Annotated in this window: 16 protein-coding genes; 8 read left to right on the top strand and 8 right to left on the bottom strand. The window is 56.8% G+C overall.

Going from position 1 to position 16092, the window contains the following annotated elements; genetic code table 11:
- The first annotated feature begins 91 nt into the window (after positions 1-91).
- On the top strand, positions 92-223 hold the full coding sequence (locus tag SR894_RS16360; RefSeq protein ID WP_223288113.1) for an entericidin A/B family lipoprotein: 132 nt from the start codon (positions 92-94) through the stop codon (positions 221-223).
- 101 nt (positions 224-324) lie between these two features.
- On the top strand, positions 325-696 hold the full coding sequence (locus SR894_RS16355; protein WP_223288112.1) for an I78 family peptidase inhibitor: 372 nt from the start codon (positions 325-327) through the stop codon (positions 694-696).
- Between the two features lie 6 nt (positions 697-702).
- Here the strand turns inward: SR894_RS16355 and SR894_RS16350 are convergent, their stop codons facing one another.
- Complete coding sequence (locus tag SR894_RS16350) at positions 703-1308, bottom strand: LysE family translocator (RefSeq protein ID WP_223288111.1); 606 nt, start codon at positions 1306-1308, stop codon at positions 703-705.
- Positions 1309-1406: 98 nt separating this feature from the next.
- Between SR894_RS16350 and SR894_RS16345 the strand changes: the two genes are divergently transcribed.
- Complete coding sequence (locus SR894_RS16345) at positions 1407-2801, top strand: aminotransferase-like domain-containing protein (RefSeq protein ID WP_133732079.1); 1395 nt, start codon at positions 1407-1409, stop codon at positions 2799-2801.
- A gap of 1 nt (position 2802) precedes the next feature.
- On the opposite strand, the gene SR894_RS16340 is transcribed toward SR894_RS16345, so the two are convergent.
- From SR894_RS16340 to SR894_RS16310, 7 genes are all read right to left on the bottom strand, one after another.
- Positions 2803-3807: an ion transporter gene (locus SR894_RS16340; protein ID WP_223288110.1), complete on the bottom strand. Its 1005-nt coding sequence runs from the start codon at positions 3805-3807 to the stop codon at positions 2803-2805.
- 23 nt (positions 3808-3830) lie between these two features.
- Positions 3831-4358: an acyl-CoA thioesterase gene (locus tag SR894_RS16335; protein ID WP_223288109.1), complete on the bottom strand. Its 528-nt coding sequence runs from the start codon at positions 4356-4358 to the stop codon at positions 3831-3833.
- A gap of 91 nt (positions 4359-4449) precedes the next feature.
- The gene (locus SR894_RS16330) at positions 4450-5760 is read right to left on the bottom strand and encodes a short-chain fatty acid transporter (protein ID WP_133732082.1); all 1311 of its coding nucleotides are present in this window, start codon (positions 5758-5760) and stop codon (positions 4450-4452) included.
- A gap of 158 nt (positions 5761-5918) precedes the next feature.
- A complete protein-coding gene (locus SR894_RS16325) occupies positions 5919-7217 on the bottom strand; it encodes an MATE family efflux transporter (protein ID WP_133732083.1) in 1299 nt (432 codons plus the stop codon).
- 5 nt (positions 7218-7222) lie between these two features.
- Positions 7223-7471, bottom strand: coding sequence for a YfhL family 4Fe-4S dicluster ferredoxin (locus tag SR894_RS16320; RefSeq protein ID WP_133732084.1), 249 nt, complete (start codon positions 7469-7471; stop codon positions 7223-7225).
- Between the two features lie 73 nt (positions 7472-7544).
- Entirely contained in the window at positions 7545-8039 is a 495-nt protein-coding gene (coaD, locus tag SR894_RS16315; protein WP_071694222.1) for a pantetheine-phosphate adenylyltransferase, read from the bottom strand.
- Positions 8036-9919 (bottom strand): beta-ketoacyl synthase, encoded by a 1884-nt coding sequence (locus SR894_RS16310; RefSeq protein WP_133732159.1) that lies wholly within the window; start codon positions 9917-9919, stop codon positions 8036-8038. The genes coaD and SR894_RS16310 overlap by 4 nt, the downstream gene beginning before the upstream one ends.
- Positions 9920-10140: 221 nt before the next feature.
- Between SR894_RS16310 and trmB the strand changes: the two genes are divergently transcribed.
- From trmB to glnE, 5 genes are read left to right on the top strand one after another with little or no spacing between them, the layout of a single operon-like run.
- Positions 10141-10806: a tRNA (guanine(46)-N(7))-methyltransferase TrmB gene (gene trmB, locus SR894_RS16305; RefSeq protein WP_133732085.1), complete on the top strand. Its 666-nt coding sequence runs from the start codon at positions 10141-10143 to the stop codon at positions 10804-10806.
- Positions 10803-11132, top strand: coding sequence for a DMT family transporter (locus tag SR894_RS16300; protein WP_133732086.1), 330 nt, complete (start codon positions 10803-10805; stop codon positions 11130-11132). The genes trmB and SR894_RS16300 overlap by 4 nt, the downstream gene beginning before the upstream one ends.
- Positions 11133-11141: 9 nt before the next feature.
- Positions 11142-12611 carry a D-alanyl-D-alanine carboxypeptidase/D-alanyl-D-alanine endopeptidase gene (gene dacB / locus SR894_RS16295; RefSeq protein ID WP_133732087.1) on the top strand — a complete coding sequence of 490 codons (1470 nt, stop codon included), beginning with the start codon at positions 11142-11144 and terminating at the stop codon, positions 12609-12611.
- 34 nt (positions 12612-12645) lie between these two features.
- Entirely contained in the window at positions 12646-13017 is a 372-nt protein-coding gene (locus SR894_RS16290; RefSeq protein ID WP_133732088.1) for a diacylglycerol kinase, read from the top strand.
- Positions 13018-13064: 47 nt separating this feature from the next.
- Entirely contained in the window at positions 13065-16052 is a 2988-nt protein-coding gene (glnE, locus tag SR894_RS16285) for a bifunctional [glutamate--ammonia ligase]-adenylyl-L-tyrosine phosphorylase/[glutamate--ammonia-ligase] adenylyltransferase (RefSeq protein ID WP_133732089.1), read from the top strand.
- Positions 16053-16092 lie beyond the last annotated feature (40 nt).

The following is a 16092-nucleotide window of genomic DNA, read 5'->3' as shown; positions in this document are numbered from 1 at the left end:
AAACGCTGTTACCCTGAAAAAACTCCCAAGTGGCAAATTAAGTTGCCAGTGGAGTTTCCCGATGTTGAACGACTCGTTAAGGAGAACGGAAATGAAAAAAATATTGGCCATGAGCTTTATGCTGCTGATGACAGCGGGTGTTCTAACTGGTTGCAATACCATCGCTGGCGCTGGTCAGGATGTGCAAGAAGGCGGTAAAGCTGTCCAGGATGCTGCGAGTTAACTTTTCATTAGAAAGATAGTGGTATCCCACGGGTCAGGCTAACGCCTGGCCCGTGGGGTTTTATAGCCTATACCCATAACCTACTTTTTGGAGATTCAAGGATGAAACCCTGTATTACGCTGGTTAAATTTGCCGCTGTTAGCGCTTGCGCGCTGCTGCTAACGGCTTGCGTTAGTTCCCAAATGCCGATTTCTCCTGCCAACGACGACGTAGACGCAGCGCCACCGCCGCCTACGGTAACGCCGAACGGTTCCAGTAATGAGCAGGCTGCCAAGTGTGATCTGGACGCTATTCAATCCGCTATTGGGGAGCCCTTCGAAGAGGCTAACGTTTCGCAGTTACAAAGTGATAGCGGCGCTCGACAGGTGCGCGTGCTGCGCCCTGGTGATATGGCTACCATGGATCACCGCCCGGATCGCTTGAATATTCATCTTGATGATCAAGATGTTATAGAAGCGCTGCGCTGCGGCTAAGGTATTTCATCCTAAAATCAGCACGACGCAGGCGGCGGTCAGCATGCCCATGGTGATATTGAACGCCCGCCACGCGACATCTGTTTTGATCCACTGCCCGATCGCACTACCAAAGGCGGCCCATAGCGCAATACAGGGCAGCGCCACCATCTCCGCAAAGCCTGCAAGTAGCAATGCATTAAATACCGGTTGGCCACTTTCAGGTAGAAACCCCGCCATCAGCGCTAGTCCCATTACCCACGCTTTAGGATTGGCGAACTGAAACGCCGCTGCCTGCCAAAACGTAAAGGGTACGCTATGAGCCTGTGCCTTAAGATTAGGCGGCGGGGCGCTGGCAATTTTCCAAGCCAAATAGAGCAAATACGCGCTGCCTATCCAGCGCAGTGCCGTTTGAATCGCCGGGTAGCTTTCAAACAGCACGCCCAAGCCCAACGCTATGCCCGCAAACAGCAAAAAGCAGCCACCTAAAATCCCCCACATATGCGGCAGCGTGCGCCTAAAGCCGAAGTTGGCGCCAGAGGCGGTCAACATAACGTTGTTTGGCCCTGGGGTAAGCGTCATCGACATCATATAGAGCGCGGCAGGACCGAGAATTAACCATTCGCTGTTCATCTGATTGTATCCATACAATATGGGGTGGGGGATTGTTTTAGTGTGGCTTTTACCAGCATAATGGGGATTAAATTGACGTCAAAGGTTTTATTGTCACCATGACAATTTGGGTGCCTTCGCTTAAGGAGTTTTCTGGTTCACGCTACCGGGCTATTGCCAGCGCCATTGAAGCCGCTATTCAGGCGGGAACACTGCTGCCTGGGCAGCGATTGCCGCCCCAGCGCCGCTTGGCGGACGCGCTAGGTGTGACTATCGGCACGGTAACCAGGGGGTACGCTGAGGCTGAACGCAATGGCTGGGTATCGGCAAGGGTGGGTAGCGGCACCTATGTGAAGAGCCAAACCCAAAACAATGCTTTTAGCCTGACGTTTCCCGCTGACGAAACGGCCGGTGTGATCGATTTAAGTCTTAGCCTGCCACCGCCTCATCCGTTACGGCAGACGCTGTTGAGCGAAGCGCTGCTCGCTTTAAGTCAATCAGGGGCAGCATTAGAGCGCGGTGTTACCTACCAACAGGCACAGGGGCGTCATGAGCATCGTGAAGTACTCGCTAGCTGGTTAAATACTTTGGGTATGCCGCTGATGGCCGATGAACTGCTCATTACCCAGGGTGGGCAGCATGGCCTTAGTTTGGCGCTCAGCACCTTGCTAAGGCCGGGCGAGCTGCTGGCCGCCGATGCCTTGACCTATCCCGGTGCCATCAGCGCAGCGCAGCAGGGGCATCTAAAGTTGGTAGGCATTGGTCAAGACAGTGAAGGGATGCGCATGGATCTGCTTGAGGCGCAGTGTGCCCGGCAGCCACCTAGAGCGATATATCTAACGCCGGAACAGAATAACCCCACCGGCGCGTGTTTAAGCGAATCGCGCCGCGAACGACTGGTAACGCTGGCACGGCGCTACGATATCTGGCTGATTGAAGACGGCGTGCAGTATCTTCCCGCTGAGCAGCGCGGTACCCCCCTTTACCTGCTTGCGCCAGAGCGCACGCTGTTTGTATTTAGCACCGCTAAAGTGCTGGCGGGTGGTCTGCGAATTGGCGTACTGCGTGCGCCTAAAGGTTTGCACGAGCGGTTAGCGGCAAGCCTTCGCGCCCAGAGTTGGATGGTGCCACCGCTAATGGTCGATGTGGTTTGCCATTGGATTAATCAGGCCGCGGCGGAAAAACTACTTAACTGGCAAACCCAAGAGCTCGCGGAGCGTCAGCAGTTGGCCGCCGAATGGCTAAAAGATTTTTCCTTGAGCGGGCGCTCACACAGCAGCAATGTATGGCTTGCGCTGCCAGAGGGGAGCCGGGCCGTAGAGCTGTGCGAGCGGCTACTGCAGCGGGGTGTTAAGGTCAGCAGCGCAGAGCCCTTTTGTGTGGGGAGCACGCCAGCGCCGCAAGCGATTCGGCTATGTATTGGGGCCGCGGCGGATCGCCGTGAACTGATTAAGGCATTGAATATCATCGCCGCCTGTTTAACCGAGCGCCCATTAGCCCCTGTCACGTTGTGAATTACTCGTAGCGGTCTTTCCAGCCCTGGTGGCGCACCTGATCTTTGAGCATTTCGAGCACGTCGTACAGCACCTGTTCGGTGACCCGGTTGCTGCCTTCGTCAACCGTCAGCCAGGTGTCAAAGCCGCTGTCGGCAGTGCGCTCCACTAACTGCCTAAACTCATCCGAATGAATGCCTAGCAGCAGCTCATCGACGAGCCGCTGGGCAACACCGCTGAGCGATGCTTCCATCGCGCTGGTGGCCTGCACCCCCATGGGTAAACGATTCAGGCGCTGAATCTCGGGGCTTTCACGTAGCGTACGGCTAACTAAATCGCTGATTGCCGTCATAATGGATTGGCGGTTGTGCTGGTAGGCTTTGCCGATAGTGCTCTCTAACCGCTGAGCGATCTCATGAATCAGTTGGGCCTTACGCGGCATGATCACACGTTCGATCACGCGCTCGGTCAGCGAATCGCTGGCGCGTATCTGCTGCTGTACGTTGCCCAACAGGCGTAGGGCGATACGGTCGGAAAGCTCCTCAAGCAGAATGTCGTAATACTTGGCCACAAATTGATAGATGTACCAGTGGGTAACATCAATAAGGCCGAGGCGATGCAGTCGGTTGATCAACGAGATGACACGTAGAATACGCAGCAAGCGGAAGCCTGCTAGGGGAATACAACCCAGCACGTCGTACCAGTGCACGAAGGGATAAAAGAACCAGCGGTGGTAGCGCCGCTCGGCAATGGCGATTGACCAGCCCAGCAGTACATCGGCGATAAAAAAGCTGACAAATACCAAATCGATGGTGATGAAGCGGCTATGAATCACGTCATCGTAGAAAGTGTGAAAACCGGGAGCGAGGTTGGCGATGCCCTGGTTAATAGGGCCGAGTAGAAACAGTGAATCAAACAGCAGTAGCGAGAGATTAATCACCACCAGCGTCAAAATGAAAAAATCCCAACCAATATGGGCGTATTCAACCGCTTTAGGCAGGTGCGGATAGCGATCCCTGGCGGGCATACGAACTCCTTATCGTTGGGTCTTTAGTGGGCCTGGGACTGATGATGCTGCTGGGTCAGCAGTTCCTCTCTTTCCGCCTGTTTGCGTAGCTTCTTGCGTAGCGCAGCCTTTTCAAAACGCAGTTTCTGGAGCGACGTGGCCAAATTGAGCGGCAGTACGCTGGCAGGTTTACCATCAGCGTCCACCGCGACCATGGTGAGGTAGCAACTGTTGGTATGCCGGATCAGCTTATTACGAATATCTTCGGCCACGACCTTGATGCCCACTTCCATCGACGAGCGACCAACATGATTGACGCTGGCTAGAAAGGTGACCAGCTCGCCGACATGAATCGGCTGCTTAAACAGCACCTGATCTACCGACAGCGTCACCACATAGTGGCCCGAATAGCGGCTGGCGCAAGCAAAAGCGACTTCATCGAGCTTTTTAAGAATCGCGCCACCATGCACTTTGCCGCTGAAGTTCGCCATATCGGGCGTCATCAATACGGTCATGGAGAGCTCATGCTGCCCAGGCAGGGCAGCGTTAGCGCTGATTTCGGCGTCTGTCATACGTTGCTCCTGCTGTTACTTAAGCCCAATAACGGCTGCCCGCTACCCATAGGCTGGGCAAACTGAGCGGCGGGCAGTCATTGGCGGTTTTTTAAAACCATACCAGACCGACGGAAATAATAATGCCGGTGATAAAAAGCTGAATCAGGCAGAAGCCCATAATATCTTTTGCTTTTAGGCCTGCAATGGCGAGCACCGGGAGCGCCCAGAAGGGCTGTAGCAGGTTAGTCCAGGCATCGCCCCAAGCCACCGCCATAGCAACCCGCGGAATATCAGCTCCTAAGGCCTGAGCAGCCGGTAGCATCACCGGTGCCTGAACTGCCCACTGGCCGCCGCCGGAAGGGACGAATAGATTGACAATACCCGCACTGATAAACGACCAGAATGGCAGCGTATTGGCGGTTGCAAAGGAAACCAGCCACTCGGACATGCTCTCGGCTAGCCCGGACTGCACCATGATAGCCATGATGCCAGCGTAAAACGGGAACTGGATGACAATCCCCGCGCCGCCTTTAATCGCTTCGTGCAGGCTGTTGAGCAGATTACGCGGCGTGCGGTGCAGCACAATGGCTAGGAACAGAAACATAAAGTTAACGACGTTAAGGTTTAAGCCGCCACCCCGTAGCAGGAAGTGATCAAGCAAGAACAGTAGCCCCGGCACGCCGACCAGCAGAGCGAGTGTAAAGCTATTCTCCAGGCGCTCCGCAGGGCGTGTAATGCGGCCAACCGGCTCGGGTTCATCATTCAGTACGCTGGGGTCGACGTAGACGCTATCTTTCTCGTCCGGCAGCATCATGCGGTTTACCAGCGGGATGGCGATAAACAGGCAGACCACAATAGCGAGGTTGAAGAAGGCGAAAATCGTAGAGCCGGTGCCAATCACCCCAATTTGGTCGGCGGAAAAATGCCCCTCGGTCGCGATGGTTAGCGGGATCGAGCCTGCCAAACCGCCGTGCCACACCACAAAGCCGGAGTAGGCACTGGCGACGAGCAGCCGGTAGTCAACGCGGATCAGCCGAGCCAGCTCTTTGGCAAATAGCGCGCCGACCACAAGCCCAAACCCCCAGTTAATCCAGCTGGCTACCAATGAGACCAGCGTCACTAGAATGATCGCTCCGCCGGGTGACTTAGCGGTGCTGGCTATTTTCTGCAAAATGCGTTTTACCGGCGGTGAGCTTGCCAGCATAAAGCCGGTAACCAGCACCAGCAGCATCTGCATAGAGAACGTCAGCAACCCCCAGAAGCCATCGCCCCAGAAGCGCAATACTGCCAGCGGGGTTTGGCGCTCAATGGCGATCGCGGCGACCGCGGCAATTAACGTCAGCAATAGGACGAAAATATACGGGTCGGGGAGATAGCGCTCCACCAGCTTTACCGCCGGTTTTGAGATCATTTTAAGCATGGGATGCTCTCTTTATTCATTATTAGGAAGTGGCTAAGCAAGGTCTTGGAAATGTAACGGCATAGCTAATATACGGGTGAGTACGGAAATTTTCACGTTGAAGCTGTCCGCTTAATCTTACGTTAGCGTAGTTGAGGTTAAATGCGCCTGTTTTAACGCTAATGGTTTAACCGGTAGGGGCGGTGGTAGTGAAAATAGTAGTAGACGATCAGCACCGCCGAGCGCACCAGCGTGAACAGCATAAACGCCAGCCAGAGCCCATGATTGCCCAGTCCCTGGGTTAGCCACCAAACGGGCAGATAGGCGGCTAGGCCAATAAAGATACTGTTACGCATTTCACGCACCGCAGTGGTGCCAATAAACACCCCATCAAGCAGGTAGCTCCATACCGCAATCAGCGGCATGACGACCATCCAGGGCAAGTACTGCGCCGCGGTGGCACGCACCTCTTCAAGGCCCGTGAGCAGTGCAATGAGCGCATTGCCGCCCAGCGCGAACAGCAGGGCAGCCGCGCCAGCCGTCCAGAATGAAAAGCGCGCGGCGGCGCGCACGGTCGCGGCAAACTCATGCCAATCCCCTCGGCCAAAGGCGCGCCCAATCAGTGATTCGGCAGCGTGGGCAAAGCCATCCAGGGCGTAACTGGTGAGCATGATAAATTGCAATAGTACGGCGTTGGCAGCAAGTACCGTATCGCCCTGGCGCGCGCCCTGGGCAGTAAAGAACGCCATGGCAAACAGCAGGCCGAGGGTGCGCACAAACAGGTTGGCGTTAACGTTAAACAGGGCTGTGTAAGCTGCGAGCGCGAGCAGGCGCTCGCGCAAAAAATGGCCCTCCAGCCGGGTTAGCTGGCGTAGCACCAGGTAGCTACCAAACGCTAGGGCACTGTAGTCGGCGATTACGCTCGCCCAGGCCACGCCGTTACTGGTCATTCCCAGGCCTACTACAAACCATAAATCCAGCACGATATTAACGCTGTTGGTTAGCAGCAAAATCATCAGCGTAACGCGGGAGTTCTGTTGGCCCAAAAACCAGCCCAGAATGGCGTAGTTGGCGAGTACTGCTGGCGCTGACCAGAGGCGGATATGGGCGTACTCGCGGGCTAGATCGGTCGCTACTTCACTACCATCTAACAGCCATAAACCCAGTGTAATCAGCGGCGAGGCAAACACAATCAGCAGGCTACCAATCACCAGCGCCATGATCAGCGATTGCCCCAGCAGGTTGCGCACATCTGTGTCGCTCTCGCGCCCCATGGCTTGGGCGACTAGCCCCGTAGTGCCCATGCGCAAAAAGCCAAAGCCCCAGTAGAGAAAGCTAAACAGCGTGGCACCGAGAGTAACGCCGGCTAAGTAACGGGAGTCGGGTAAATGACCGACCACAGCGGTATCCACCAACCCGAGCAGCGGGACGGTGATATTGGAGAGAATGATTGGCCAGGCAAGGGCCCAAATCCGCATTCGACTTAGGCGGCGGTGATGATGCGGTACTTCTTCATCAGCTCTTCTTGGCTTTCGTGGCGCTCAGGGTCAAGCGGAATGCAGTCCACCGGGCAGACCTGTTGGCACTGGGGCTCGTCATAGTGACCCACGCACTCGGTGCATAGATTAGGATCGATGACGTAGATCTCCTCACCGGGAGAAATAGCATCATTGGGGCATTCGGGCTCGCAGACGTCGCAGTTAATGCATTCGTCGGTAATCATCAGGGCCATGGGCATACCTCGCGGATGGCATTCACACCCAGGATGTCTAATACCTGAGTGTTTTACTCAACAATGGCGTTGGCTAGCTAGTGTAGTGCTTACGTAGCGCTTCGGCGACCTGAGGATGCACTAGGGGGGAAATATCGCCACCTAGCTTGGCAATTTCGCGCACGATGGTCGAAGAAATATACGAGTTTTCCACCGCCGGGGTTAAAAATACGCTTTCAAGCTCCGGGTTCTGCGCGCGGTTCATATTGGCCAACTGGAGCTCGTACTCAAAATCGGAGACCGCGCGCAGGCCGCGCAGAATAATCGTCGCGCCCTGTTCGTGCATCATGGTGGTGAGCAGGGTCGAGAAGCCGATCACCTCAACGTTAGGCAGCGACGCACAGACCGCTTTAGCTAGATCCATGCGTGTTTCCAGGTCGAGGTTGGGGCTTTTGCCAGGGCTTGCCGCCACCGCGATGACCACCTTGTCGAACATGCGAGCACCGCGCTCGATCAAGTCGAAGTGGCCGTTGGTGATGGGGTCGAAGGTGCCGGGGTAGACGGCGATATTCAGTTTACGCGTGGTCATTCCTCGCTCTCCTCGTCCAGGCAGCCAAACGGGTTATCGCTGGTTAATGAGACGGCGTGATCGTAACCGGGGATATGAATCCGGTCAGCGTGAATATCCAGCTCTGGGCCTTCCAGCACCGCTTCACCAAACTGGTAGCGTGGGGCGTACTGACCGTGGTCTGCCTGGGCAAGGTAGGCCGCTGCCGCTTCCCGGGTGGTTTCGCGACGGGTTTTCCAGGCATTCACTGCCGCCGCGCCGTGGCGCTGCGTCAGCAGGCGTTCGGTCACCGCAGGTGAAAGCACCACGCCAGTGGCATTGTTGCCGCCGAAGCCCTTGGCGTTGATAAAAGCAGCGTCCGCACGAAACGTTTGTGCCGTTTGCGAAAAGCGCAGCCGCTCGGCATAGACATCGTCAGCCACCGCATCCAGCGTGGGAATGCCCGGCAGCAAGTCGTGGGCAAAACTGCCCAAGGCACTCGCCAACTGATCGCCCGCTGCGGAGCCTTGGGAGTGGCCGATAAAAGCTTTAATCGCAACTACCGGCCACTCGCTAATACCGTTGGCGCGGGCAATTTCGTCGAACACGTGGGATTCGGTAATGCGGTTCTTGGGCGTGCTGGTGCCGTGAGCGTGCAAAAAGCTGCGCTCTTTAAGGGCTTTTTCGCCCAGCATATCGCGCACCAACGCAGTCGCTTTGCCGAGGGTGATGTAGTTGCCGATGCCCGGCGCTGAAATCGAGCGCTTATAACCGTCGGCATTCACGAACACATCAGGCACCGCGCCGAGGATATCCGCGCCGACTTCCAGTGCCAGGGCGTCGTCCATCAACAGCACGAACTGGCTGGCTTCTGCCATGGTAAAGCCGCAGTTGCGGGCAAAGGGACGGCAGGCGCGCTGATAATCGCTGTCAGTAAGCAGCTCCAGCGCATCCAGGGCTTTCAGGCCGGCGTCGTCAGCCAGCGCCCCCATGGCCCGGAAGCCCTCAATGATTTCCGGAGTAATCGGCGCGTCGGCGGTACCCACCATCACCACACGACGGCGCCCGGCGCGAATGTCATCAATGCCCAGGCGCAGGTTATAGAGAAAGCTGGCGCAGGCGCCTAACGCTGCGCCGGTGCCACCTACGCTGCCCAACACATAGGCATTCAAAAAGTCGGCGGGCATCTGACCATAGCCCAGGGGCATCTGCTTGGAGGTGGCGCGCTGGCCGCTCACCAGGCTTTTCAGTAAGCCGCCCCAACCCTGATCGTCTAGCTGGCCGATGGAGTTACCGGCGTACACGGCAATATGATCTGGATTCAACTGCTGGCGTAGTGTCTCCCAGGAGAGACCGCTGGCGCCCAGGCAGTCGCTGGCGCCAAACACCGCCAGCGATAGCCCGCGGGGGTGATGCACGCTGCGGTAGAGGTTCGCGGGGTCAAAGCCGCTGGGTAGCTGAGCTGCCGCGCGTACTTTGGGCAGTTGCGCGTCGGGTAGCAAAACCTCCAGCACCCCTGCGGGCACCGTTACTTCTACCTCGCGGGCATCAATGTCGCGCACCTGCCAATCCAGCGGTAGATTTTCAGGTAGCTGGCGGCGGCGCAGGGTAAAGCGCAGCGGCTCGGCCAACTGCATACTTGCCTGCCGGTTAGACGGCATTCCAGGGTCGAGAAAGCGCGGGTCTTCGTTGCGCCGAATCAGGGTGTGCTTCAGCACCTGATCACGCAGCGACTGCGCCGGGTCATCTACGGGTTGGCCTTGACTGTCGCGCCACCCCTTTTCGGAGTGCTCTACTAGGCGCATAAGCGCCGCCAAGCCTTCCAGTGTCTGGCGTTGCTGGTCAGCAGGAAGAGCATCAAGCACAGTGCGGCGGAAGGCCTGATGGCCAGAGGTTCTGCCAGCGGGATTGATGCCGCCCATGCCGACAATCACCGGTAAGTGTGACAAGCCGGGTTCCTCGTGGTGCGGTGGTGGTAATAACAATTATTGGCATGGCTACTGAGCACAATTCGTCCAGTACCATGCGCTTAATAAGGTCACTAATAACTATGTCAGGCGTGATCATAGCACCGGCTGTGCAACGGCGTCATGCCGCAAGCGTTCGAGACTGATAGAATCACGCTTTTCAGCCGGGTAATGGCATGCAGCATAATTCTCGACCAGTGATTTCTAACCAGCCAGGCCCGCATCAGGATTTGGCACGCCGGGTGAGCCGGGCGCTAGCGCATCCACTGCGTAAACCGATCGCCGAGCATACGCAGTATAACTTTGCCCTGGCGGCGGAGTGGCTCGCGGGTCGTCAAACGCCTTTGGTACTTGATTCAGGCTGTGGCGTGGGGATATCGACACGTCAACTGGCAGCGCAGTTCCCCGCCCATGCGGTGATTGGCGTTGATCGCAGCGAGGATCGCCTGGGGCGCGACCACGGCAAGCTGCCAGAAAATGCGCTGCTGGTGAGAGCCGACCTTGTCGATTTTTGGCGTTTGGCCTACCAAGCAGGCTGGGCGCCCGAGCACCACTTTCTGCTTTATCCAAATCCTTACCCCAAGGCGGCGCACTTAAAAATGCGCTGGCATGGCCATGCGGTTTTACCCACACTACTGGCCCTTGGAGGGCACCTTGAACTGCGTTCAAACTGGTCACTCTACGTTGAAGAGTTTGCCTTGGCGGTGGCCCAGGTAACCGGTAAGCAGGCAGCGGTAACTGAAATTGCGCCTAAAGATGACTTTTTAACTCCCTTCGAGGCTAAGTATGCTCGAAGTGGTCAGGCTCTGTGGCGTTTATGCGTTGAGTTGGAGCGAATATGACGTTTGTCTATTTGGTGCTGGCGATAGTGGCCGAAGTGATCGCCACGAGTGCCTTAAAGGCCTCCATGGGGTTTACGCGCCCATTGCCCAGCGTGGTGGTGGTAGTGGGCTACGGGCTAGCTTTTTATTTGCTTAGCCTAGTGCTGCGCACGCTGCCGGTGGGGGTCGCCTATGCGATTTGGGCGGGCTTGGGCATTGTGCTGGTCACCTTAGTCGGCATAGTGGTATTCGGTGAAAAGCCCGATTTACCGGCAGTGGTCGGAATTAGCTTGATCGTGGCGGGCGTCGTCATGCTGCAAGTGTTTTCTAAAATGAATGTGCATTGAGGTATCGTAATGGGGTGTTTTTTTGCAAGTAAGCGTCTGCAGCGCTGGTCGCTGATGGCCGGGGTTGCCACGCTGGCGCTGTGCGCCAGTGCCAGCGCGCTCGCCGATTTCAACCGCCTGGGCCAACTGCAGAATAAAGGCTTTGCGATTAGTGCCGAGGCGCGTCTTTTGGATGCCGGCGCCAATGCGCTGTTAGGCAGCATCACCCCGGATCGCCAGCTGTCACCCGCTTCGGTCACTAAAGCCTATCTTGCGGCGGCGGCGCTGAACCGGTTTGGCCCCCAACACCGCTTTACCAGCCAACTCGTCAGCGCGGGTAGCATCGAAGGTGGCGTGCTGCGTGGCGATTTAGTGTTTGAAGGTGGCGGAGACCCGGGCCTAACCACTGAAAACCTATGGCGCTTGGTGCAGCGTTTGTACTTATCCGGGGTGCGTGAGGTCGATGGCGCTTTGGTGGTCAGCCAGTGGCGCTTTGGTTCAGTGGACTGCATTACTACCGACCGCTGCAATGCCCTGACCCGCGTTACCAATGCGTATAGTGCGCCGCTCTCCTCGGCTGGCGTTAACTTCGGTAGCTGGTGCGTGAATGTCGCACCAGCCATTACCGCAGGCGAGCCTGCCCAAGTGGGGCTATGCGATAGCCAGACGTCTTTGATCACCATTGATAACCAGGTGGTCACCCGCCCAGCCAATAGCGGTACTGAGATTAGCGCTGAGCGAATTACCGATGAGCGTGGCGACGTGATGCGTTTGACGGGGCAGATCTCCACCAACGCTACTGCCCGAGATGTCTACCGCGGCGCGGGCGATGCCGCCGAAACCACCGCGCAAGTGTTAACGGGCATGTTGAATCAGGCGGGTATTCAAGTGCGCGAACCATGGCGCATCAGCTCGTCTCAGCCGCCCAGCAGTGCCCAGCGTCTGGCAGCGGTGGACAGTCAACCACTGCAAGAGCTATTGCTGCGCATCATGAACTACTCCAATAACTACATGGCCGACGTGCTGGCGCTGGATCTCGTCGAGATACCTCAGGCGCAGCTCCGCCAAGCAGGGCAAGCCATTGAAAATTATGCCCAGAGCCTGCCAGGGCACGGCCCGTTAACGCTGTATAGTGGTAGCGGGCTAACCACTGAAAACCGCACATCGGCTCAAGGCGTTAACGTGATGCTGGAGGACATGTTTCGTCAAAGCAGCCTGTTTCCCAGCTTTGTAGCGGCCTTTCAGTCGCCGGCTAACGGGGTAATGCGCTTTATTCGGCGGGGGCCCTCCACGTTTCAAAACAATGTCATGATCAAAACCGGCACGCTGAACCAACCCTTTGCCGTGCGCGCTGCGGCGGGCTATTTTCGCACTGCGCAAGGGCGCTGGGGAGTGTTTAGTGTCATGGTCAATGGTAACAGCAGCACGCCTTACTTAAGCTGGTCTGAGGTGCTGGATCCGTTGTCACTGGATCTAGAAGCCATGATATTAGCGAACTGAACAAACTCCACGCTCACAAGGTGAGGCGACCTGCATGAAACCTGGGCATACTGGTTTAACACATTTGGTTCACTCCACGCGCTATTCGTGGAAAGGCTTGAAAGCGGCGTTTAGAAACGAAGCGGCTTTTCGCCAGGAGGTGGGCATTACTGCGGTGTTGCTGCCGCTTGCTTGGTGGATTGGCGAAGGCCCTATCAGTTGGCTGCTGTTGGTGAGTAGCCTGTTTTTTGTGCTGATAGTGGAGCTGCTGAATAGTGCGATTGAAAACGTGGTTGACCGGATCGGCACCGAGCACCACGAGCTTTCCGGCCGGGCCAAGGATATTGGCTCGGCAGCAGTGATGCTGTCGCTGATGATGGCCGGCCTTACCTGGGGGCTATTGGGCTGGGAAAAATTCTTTGGCTAAGCTGATTTAAAATCACTCATTTTTAGCACGCTGTCAGCGAGGTCGTTATGCAAACATTTAAAGGACTTAGGAACGACGATTTTTTACCGTTGTCGACGCTGCCAGCGTCGTTACAAAAAGCCACCCAAGCTGCTTGGCAGCGGCTAAGCGATGCGCTTGTTCAAGCCGATAATGTCGCTGAGATGACCCAGCAGGAGTTGCCTTCCAGTAGCTGGCAGGGGCTTTCTGAGCCGCGCCGCGAGGCCCTGGCGAGAGTGCTGGCCATTTCGACCTTCGCGCTGGATACCCTGGTGCGCCACTCCCATTGGCTAGCTGAACTGGACATCGCCGGAGAATTGGACGCAAACCCAGGGCGCGATGAGCTAGCCAACTGGTTGAATGAGACGCTGGAAAGCGCCGAAGATGAAGAGGCGATGCAGCGGGCGATTCGCCGTTTTCGCCGCAAGCGAATGCTGGGGATTATCTGGCGTGACCTTAATCGTGCTCCCAGCTATAGCATGTGGGATACCGCCAAGGCGGTGTCTGAGCTTGCCGAAATTTGCTTGGAAGCGGCATTAACCTGGCTTGAGCAGTTTTACGCACCACGATGGGGCTTACCTGCCCCACGCAAAGATGGCACGCCCCAGCGTCTGGTGATCCTGGGCATGGGTAAGCTGGGCGCGGGGGAGCTGAATCTATCCTCCGATATCGATTTGATTTTTGCCTTTCCCGAAAAAGGCGAAACCCAAGGTGGACGCAAGCCCTTAGAGCACCAGGAGTACTTTACCAAGCTGGGGCAAAAGCTGATTGGCGCACTAGACGCCATGACCGCCGACGGCTTCGCCTTCCGTGTCGATATGCGCTTACGGCCCTTGGGCGACGGCGGGCCGCTGGTGGGCAGTTTTGCCATGCTCTCCAGCTACTACCAGGATCAAGGCCGCGAGTGGGAGCGTTACGCCATGCTCAAAGCGCGCCCGGTCGCCGGGGATTTAGACGCCGGAGATGAGCTGCTGGCCGGGCTGCGCCCCTTTGTGTATCGCAAATATCTCGATTTTGGCGCTATCGAGTCGCTGCGTGAACTGAAGGCTATGATCAATCGCGAAGTGAAGCGCAAAGGCATGCAGAGCAATATCAAACTTGGCCCTGGCGGCATTCGCGAGGTTGAGTTCGTGGTACAGGCGTTCCAACTAATTCGCGGCGGCCGCGATACGGAGCTGCAGGTGACATCGCTGAAAACGGCGCTTAATCGCTTGCCTGAGCTAGGCCTGTTACCCCAAGAAGTGGTCGATGAACTGCTGCCTGACTACGCCTTTCTGCGCGATGTCGAACACGCGCTCCAAGCGTTGGAAGATCGCCAGACACAAACCCTGCCCAACGATGACGGTGATCGTGAACGGGTAGCCTTCGCCATGAATCATGAAGACTGGCCGGGGCTGGTCGCCCAGCTTGACGAAGTGCGCGAGCGGGTTCGTCAACACTTCGACGCAGTGATTGCCGACCCCGAAGAGGATGTCGACGAAGCCAACGATGATAGCCAGCTAGGCTTGGCCCAATGGCGGCTTATTTGGCGCGGCGAGTTAGAGGGGGAGGAGGCCAGTGCCCACCTTGCCGAGGCGGGTTTTAACGAGCCTGAAAAAGCCTTGAAGCGGCTGCAGAGTCTTTACCACTCCCGGCAAGTGCAAAGCATGCAGCGGATTGGCTTTGAGCGCCTGGATGCGCTGATGCCGCTACTGCTAGGTGCCGTGGCGGACAATGAGGTACCGGATACCGCGCTTGAACGGGTGCAGCCGCTGATTGAAGCCGTGCTACGGCGTACGGCTTACCTCGCCCTGCTGCGCGAAAACCCCCAGGCGCTGGAACACCTGATGCGGCTGTGCGCCGCCAGTCCTTGGATAGCTGAACAACTGTCGCGTTATCCCATTCTGCTCGACGAGCTGCTGACGCCAGAAACGTTGTATACCCCCGCCGATAAAGCGCGCCTTGCCGATGAACTGCGCCAAACGCTGAATCGTTTGCCAGAGGATGACGAAGAGGCCCAGTTGGAGGCATTGCGCGTTTTTAAACACGCTCAAACCCTGCACGTAGCGGCATCGGATATCGTCGGTACCCGGCATTTGATGAAAGTAAGCGATTACTTAACCTATATCGCCGAAGTCATTCTCGATGCCGTGTTGGCTATGGCGTGGAAGCATATTACCCGTAAGCATGGTGTTCCTGAGGGGCTGAATGCCCGCGAGGCGGCATTTCTGATTATCGGCTACGGCAAGCTGGGCGGTATTGAGCTGGGTTACAGCTCCGATTTAGATCTGGTTTTCCTTCATGACAGCGATGGGCAGGGCACTACTGACGGCCCACGGCCCATTGATACACCGGTATTTTTTACCCGCCTGGGTCAGCGCATTATTCACCTGCTCACCGCGGTAACGCCCACCGGCACGCTTTATGAAGTGGATATGCGCCTGCGGCCTTCGGGTAATTCCGGTCTATTGGTGACATCACTCAAAGCCTTTGCCGAGTATCAGCGTCAGAATGCATGGACCTGGGAGCATCAGGCATTGGTGCGCGCCCGAGTGGTGGCGGGTAGCGATGCGCTGGCCGAGAAATTCAGTCAGCTGCGGGGCGATATTCTTGGCGAGGAGCGAGATAAAGCTGCACTGCGCGAAGAGGTGGTCAAGATGCGCCAGAAAATGCGCGACCATTTGGGCAGCAAAACCACCAGCAATACTTTCAACGTCAAACACGATGCGGGCGGCATGGTGGATATCGAGTTTCTCTGCCAATACGCGGTGTTAGCGCTTGCTCACCAAACGCCTGCGTTACTTACCTATAGCGATAATATCCGCATTCTAGAGAGTCTAACGGAGAGTGGGCACTTACCAGCTGAAGAGGCGGAACGTCTTCGCGAGGCTTATCTGGCTTATCGCAGCGCTACGCACCGAGCAGCGCTTACCGGTCAGAAAGCACTCAGCGATGGCGAGGAGTTCCGCTCTCATCGCGATATAGTCACCGCGCTCTGGCAGCGCTTTCTTGAACCCTCCACCGCTGATAACAGCTAGGTAGACGGCTTTACTAACCAGGAATCAACAGTGATCACAA

This window comes from Vreelandella neptunia, assembly GCF_034479615.1.
Classification (GTDB): Bacteria; Pseudomonadota; Gammaproteobacteria; order Pseudomonadales; family Halomonadaceae; genus Vreelandella; species Vreelandella neptunia.
The sequence above is the reverse complement of the archived record's forward strand: the minus strand, read 5'-3'. Positions and strand labels throughout refer to the sequence as shown.

Coding starts and splice junctions, on each gene's coding strand:
- SR894_RS16335 (WP_223288109.1), bottom strand. CDS start 4,358: ATGACAGACGCCGAAATCAGCGCTAACGCTGCCCTGCCTGGGCAGCAT.
- SR894_RS16290 (WP_133732088.1), top strand. CDS start 12,646: ATGAAACCTGGGCATACTGGTTTAACACATTTGGTTCACTCCACGCGC.
- SR894_RS16320 (WP_133732084.1), bottom strand. CDS start 7,471: ATGGCCCTGATGATTACCGACGAATGCATTAACTGCGACGTCTGCGAG.
- glnE (WP_133732089.1), top strand. CDS start 13,065: ATGCAAACATTTAAAGGACTTAGGAACGACGATTTTTTACCGTTGTCG.
- SR894_RS16325 (WP_133732083.1), bottom strand. CDS start 7,217: ATGCGGATTTGGGCCCTTGCCTGGCCAATCATTCTCTCCAATATCACC.
- SR894_RS16360 (WP_223288113.1), top strand. CDS start 92: ATGAAAAAAATATTGGCCATGAGCTTTATGCTGCTGATGACAGCGGGT.
- SR894_RS16355 (WP_223288112.1), top strand. CDS start 325: ATGAAACCCTGTATTACGCTGGTTAAATTTGCCGCTGTTAGCGCTTGC.
- SR894_RS16310 (WP_133732159.1), bottom strand. CDS start 9,919: ATGGGCGGCATCAATCCCGCTGGCAGAACCTCTGGCCATCAGGCCTTC.
- trmB (WP_133732085.1), top strand. CDS start 10,141: ATGCAGCATAATTCTCGACCAGTGATTTCTAACCAGCCAGGCCCGCAT.
- SR894_RS16300 (WP_133732086.1), top strand. CDS start 10,803: ATGACGTTTGTCTATTTGGTGCTGGCGATAGTGGCCGAAGTGATCGCC.
- SR894_RS16350 (WP_223288111.1), bottom strand. CDS start 1,308: ATGAACAGCGAATGGTTAATTCTCGGTCCTGCCGCGCTCTATATGATG.
- SR894_RS16340 (WP_223288110.1), bottom strand. CDS start 3,807: ATGCCCGCCAGGGATCGCTATCCGCACCTGCCTAAAGCGGTTGAATAC.
- SR894_RS16345 (WP_133732079.1), top strand. CDS start 1,407: ATGACAATTTGGGTGCCTTCGCTTAAGGAGTTTTCTGGTTCACGCTAC.
- dacB (WP_133732087.1), top strand. CDS start 11,142: ATGGGGTGTTTTTTTGCAAGTAAGCGTCTGCAGCGCTGGTCGCTGATG.
- SR894_RS16330 (WP_133732082.1), bottom strand. CDS start 5,760: ATGCTTAAAATGATCTCAAAACCGGCGGTAAAGCTGGTGGAGCGCTAT.
- coaD (WP_071694222.1), bottom strand. CDS start 8,039: ATGACCACGCGTAAACTGAATATCGCCGTCTACCCCGGCACCTTCGAC.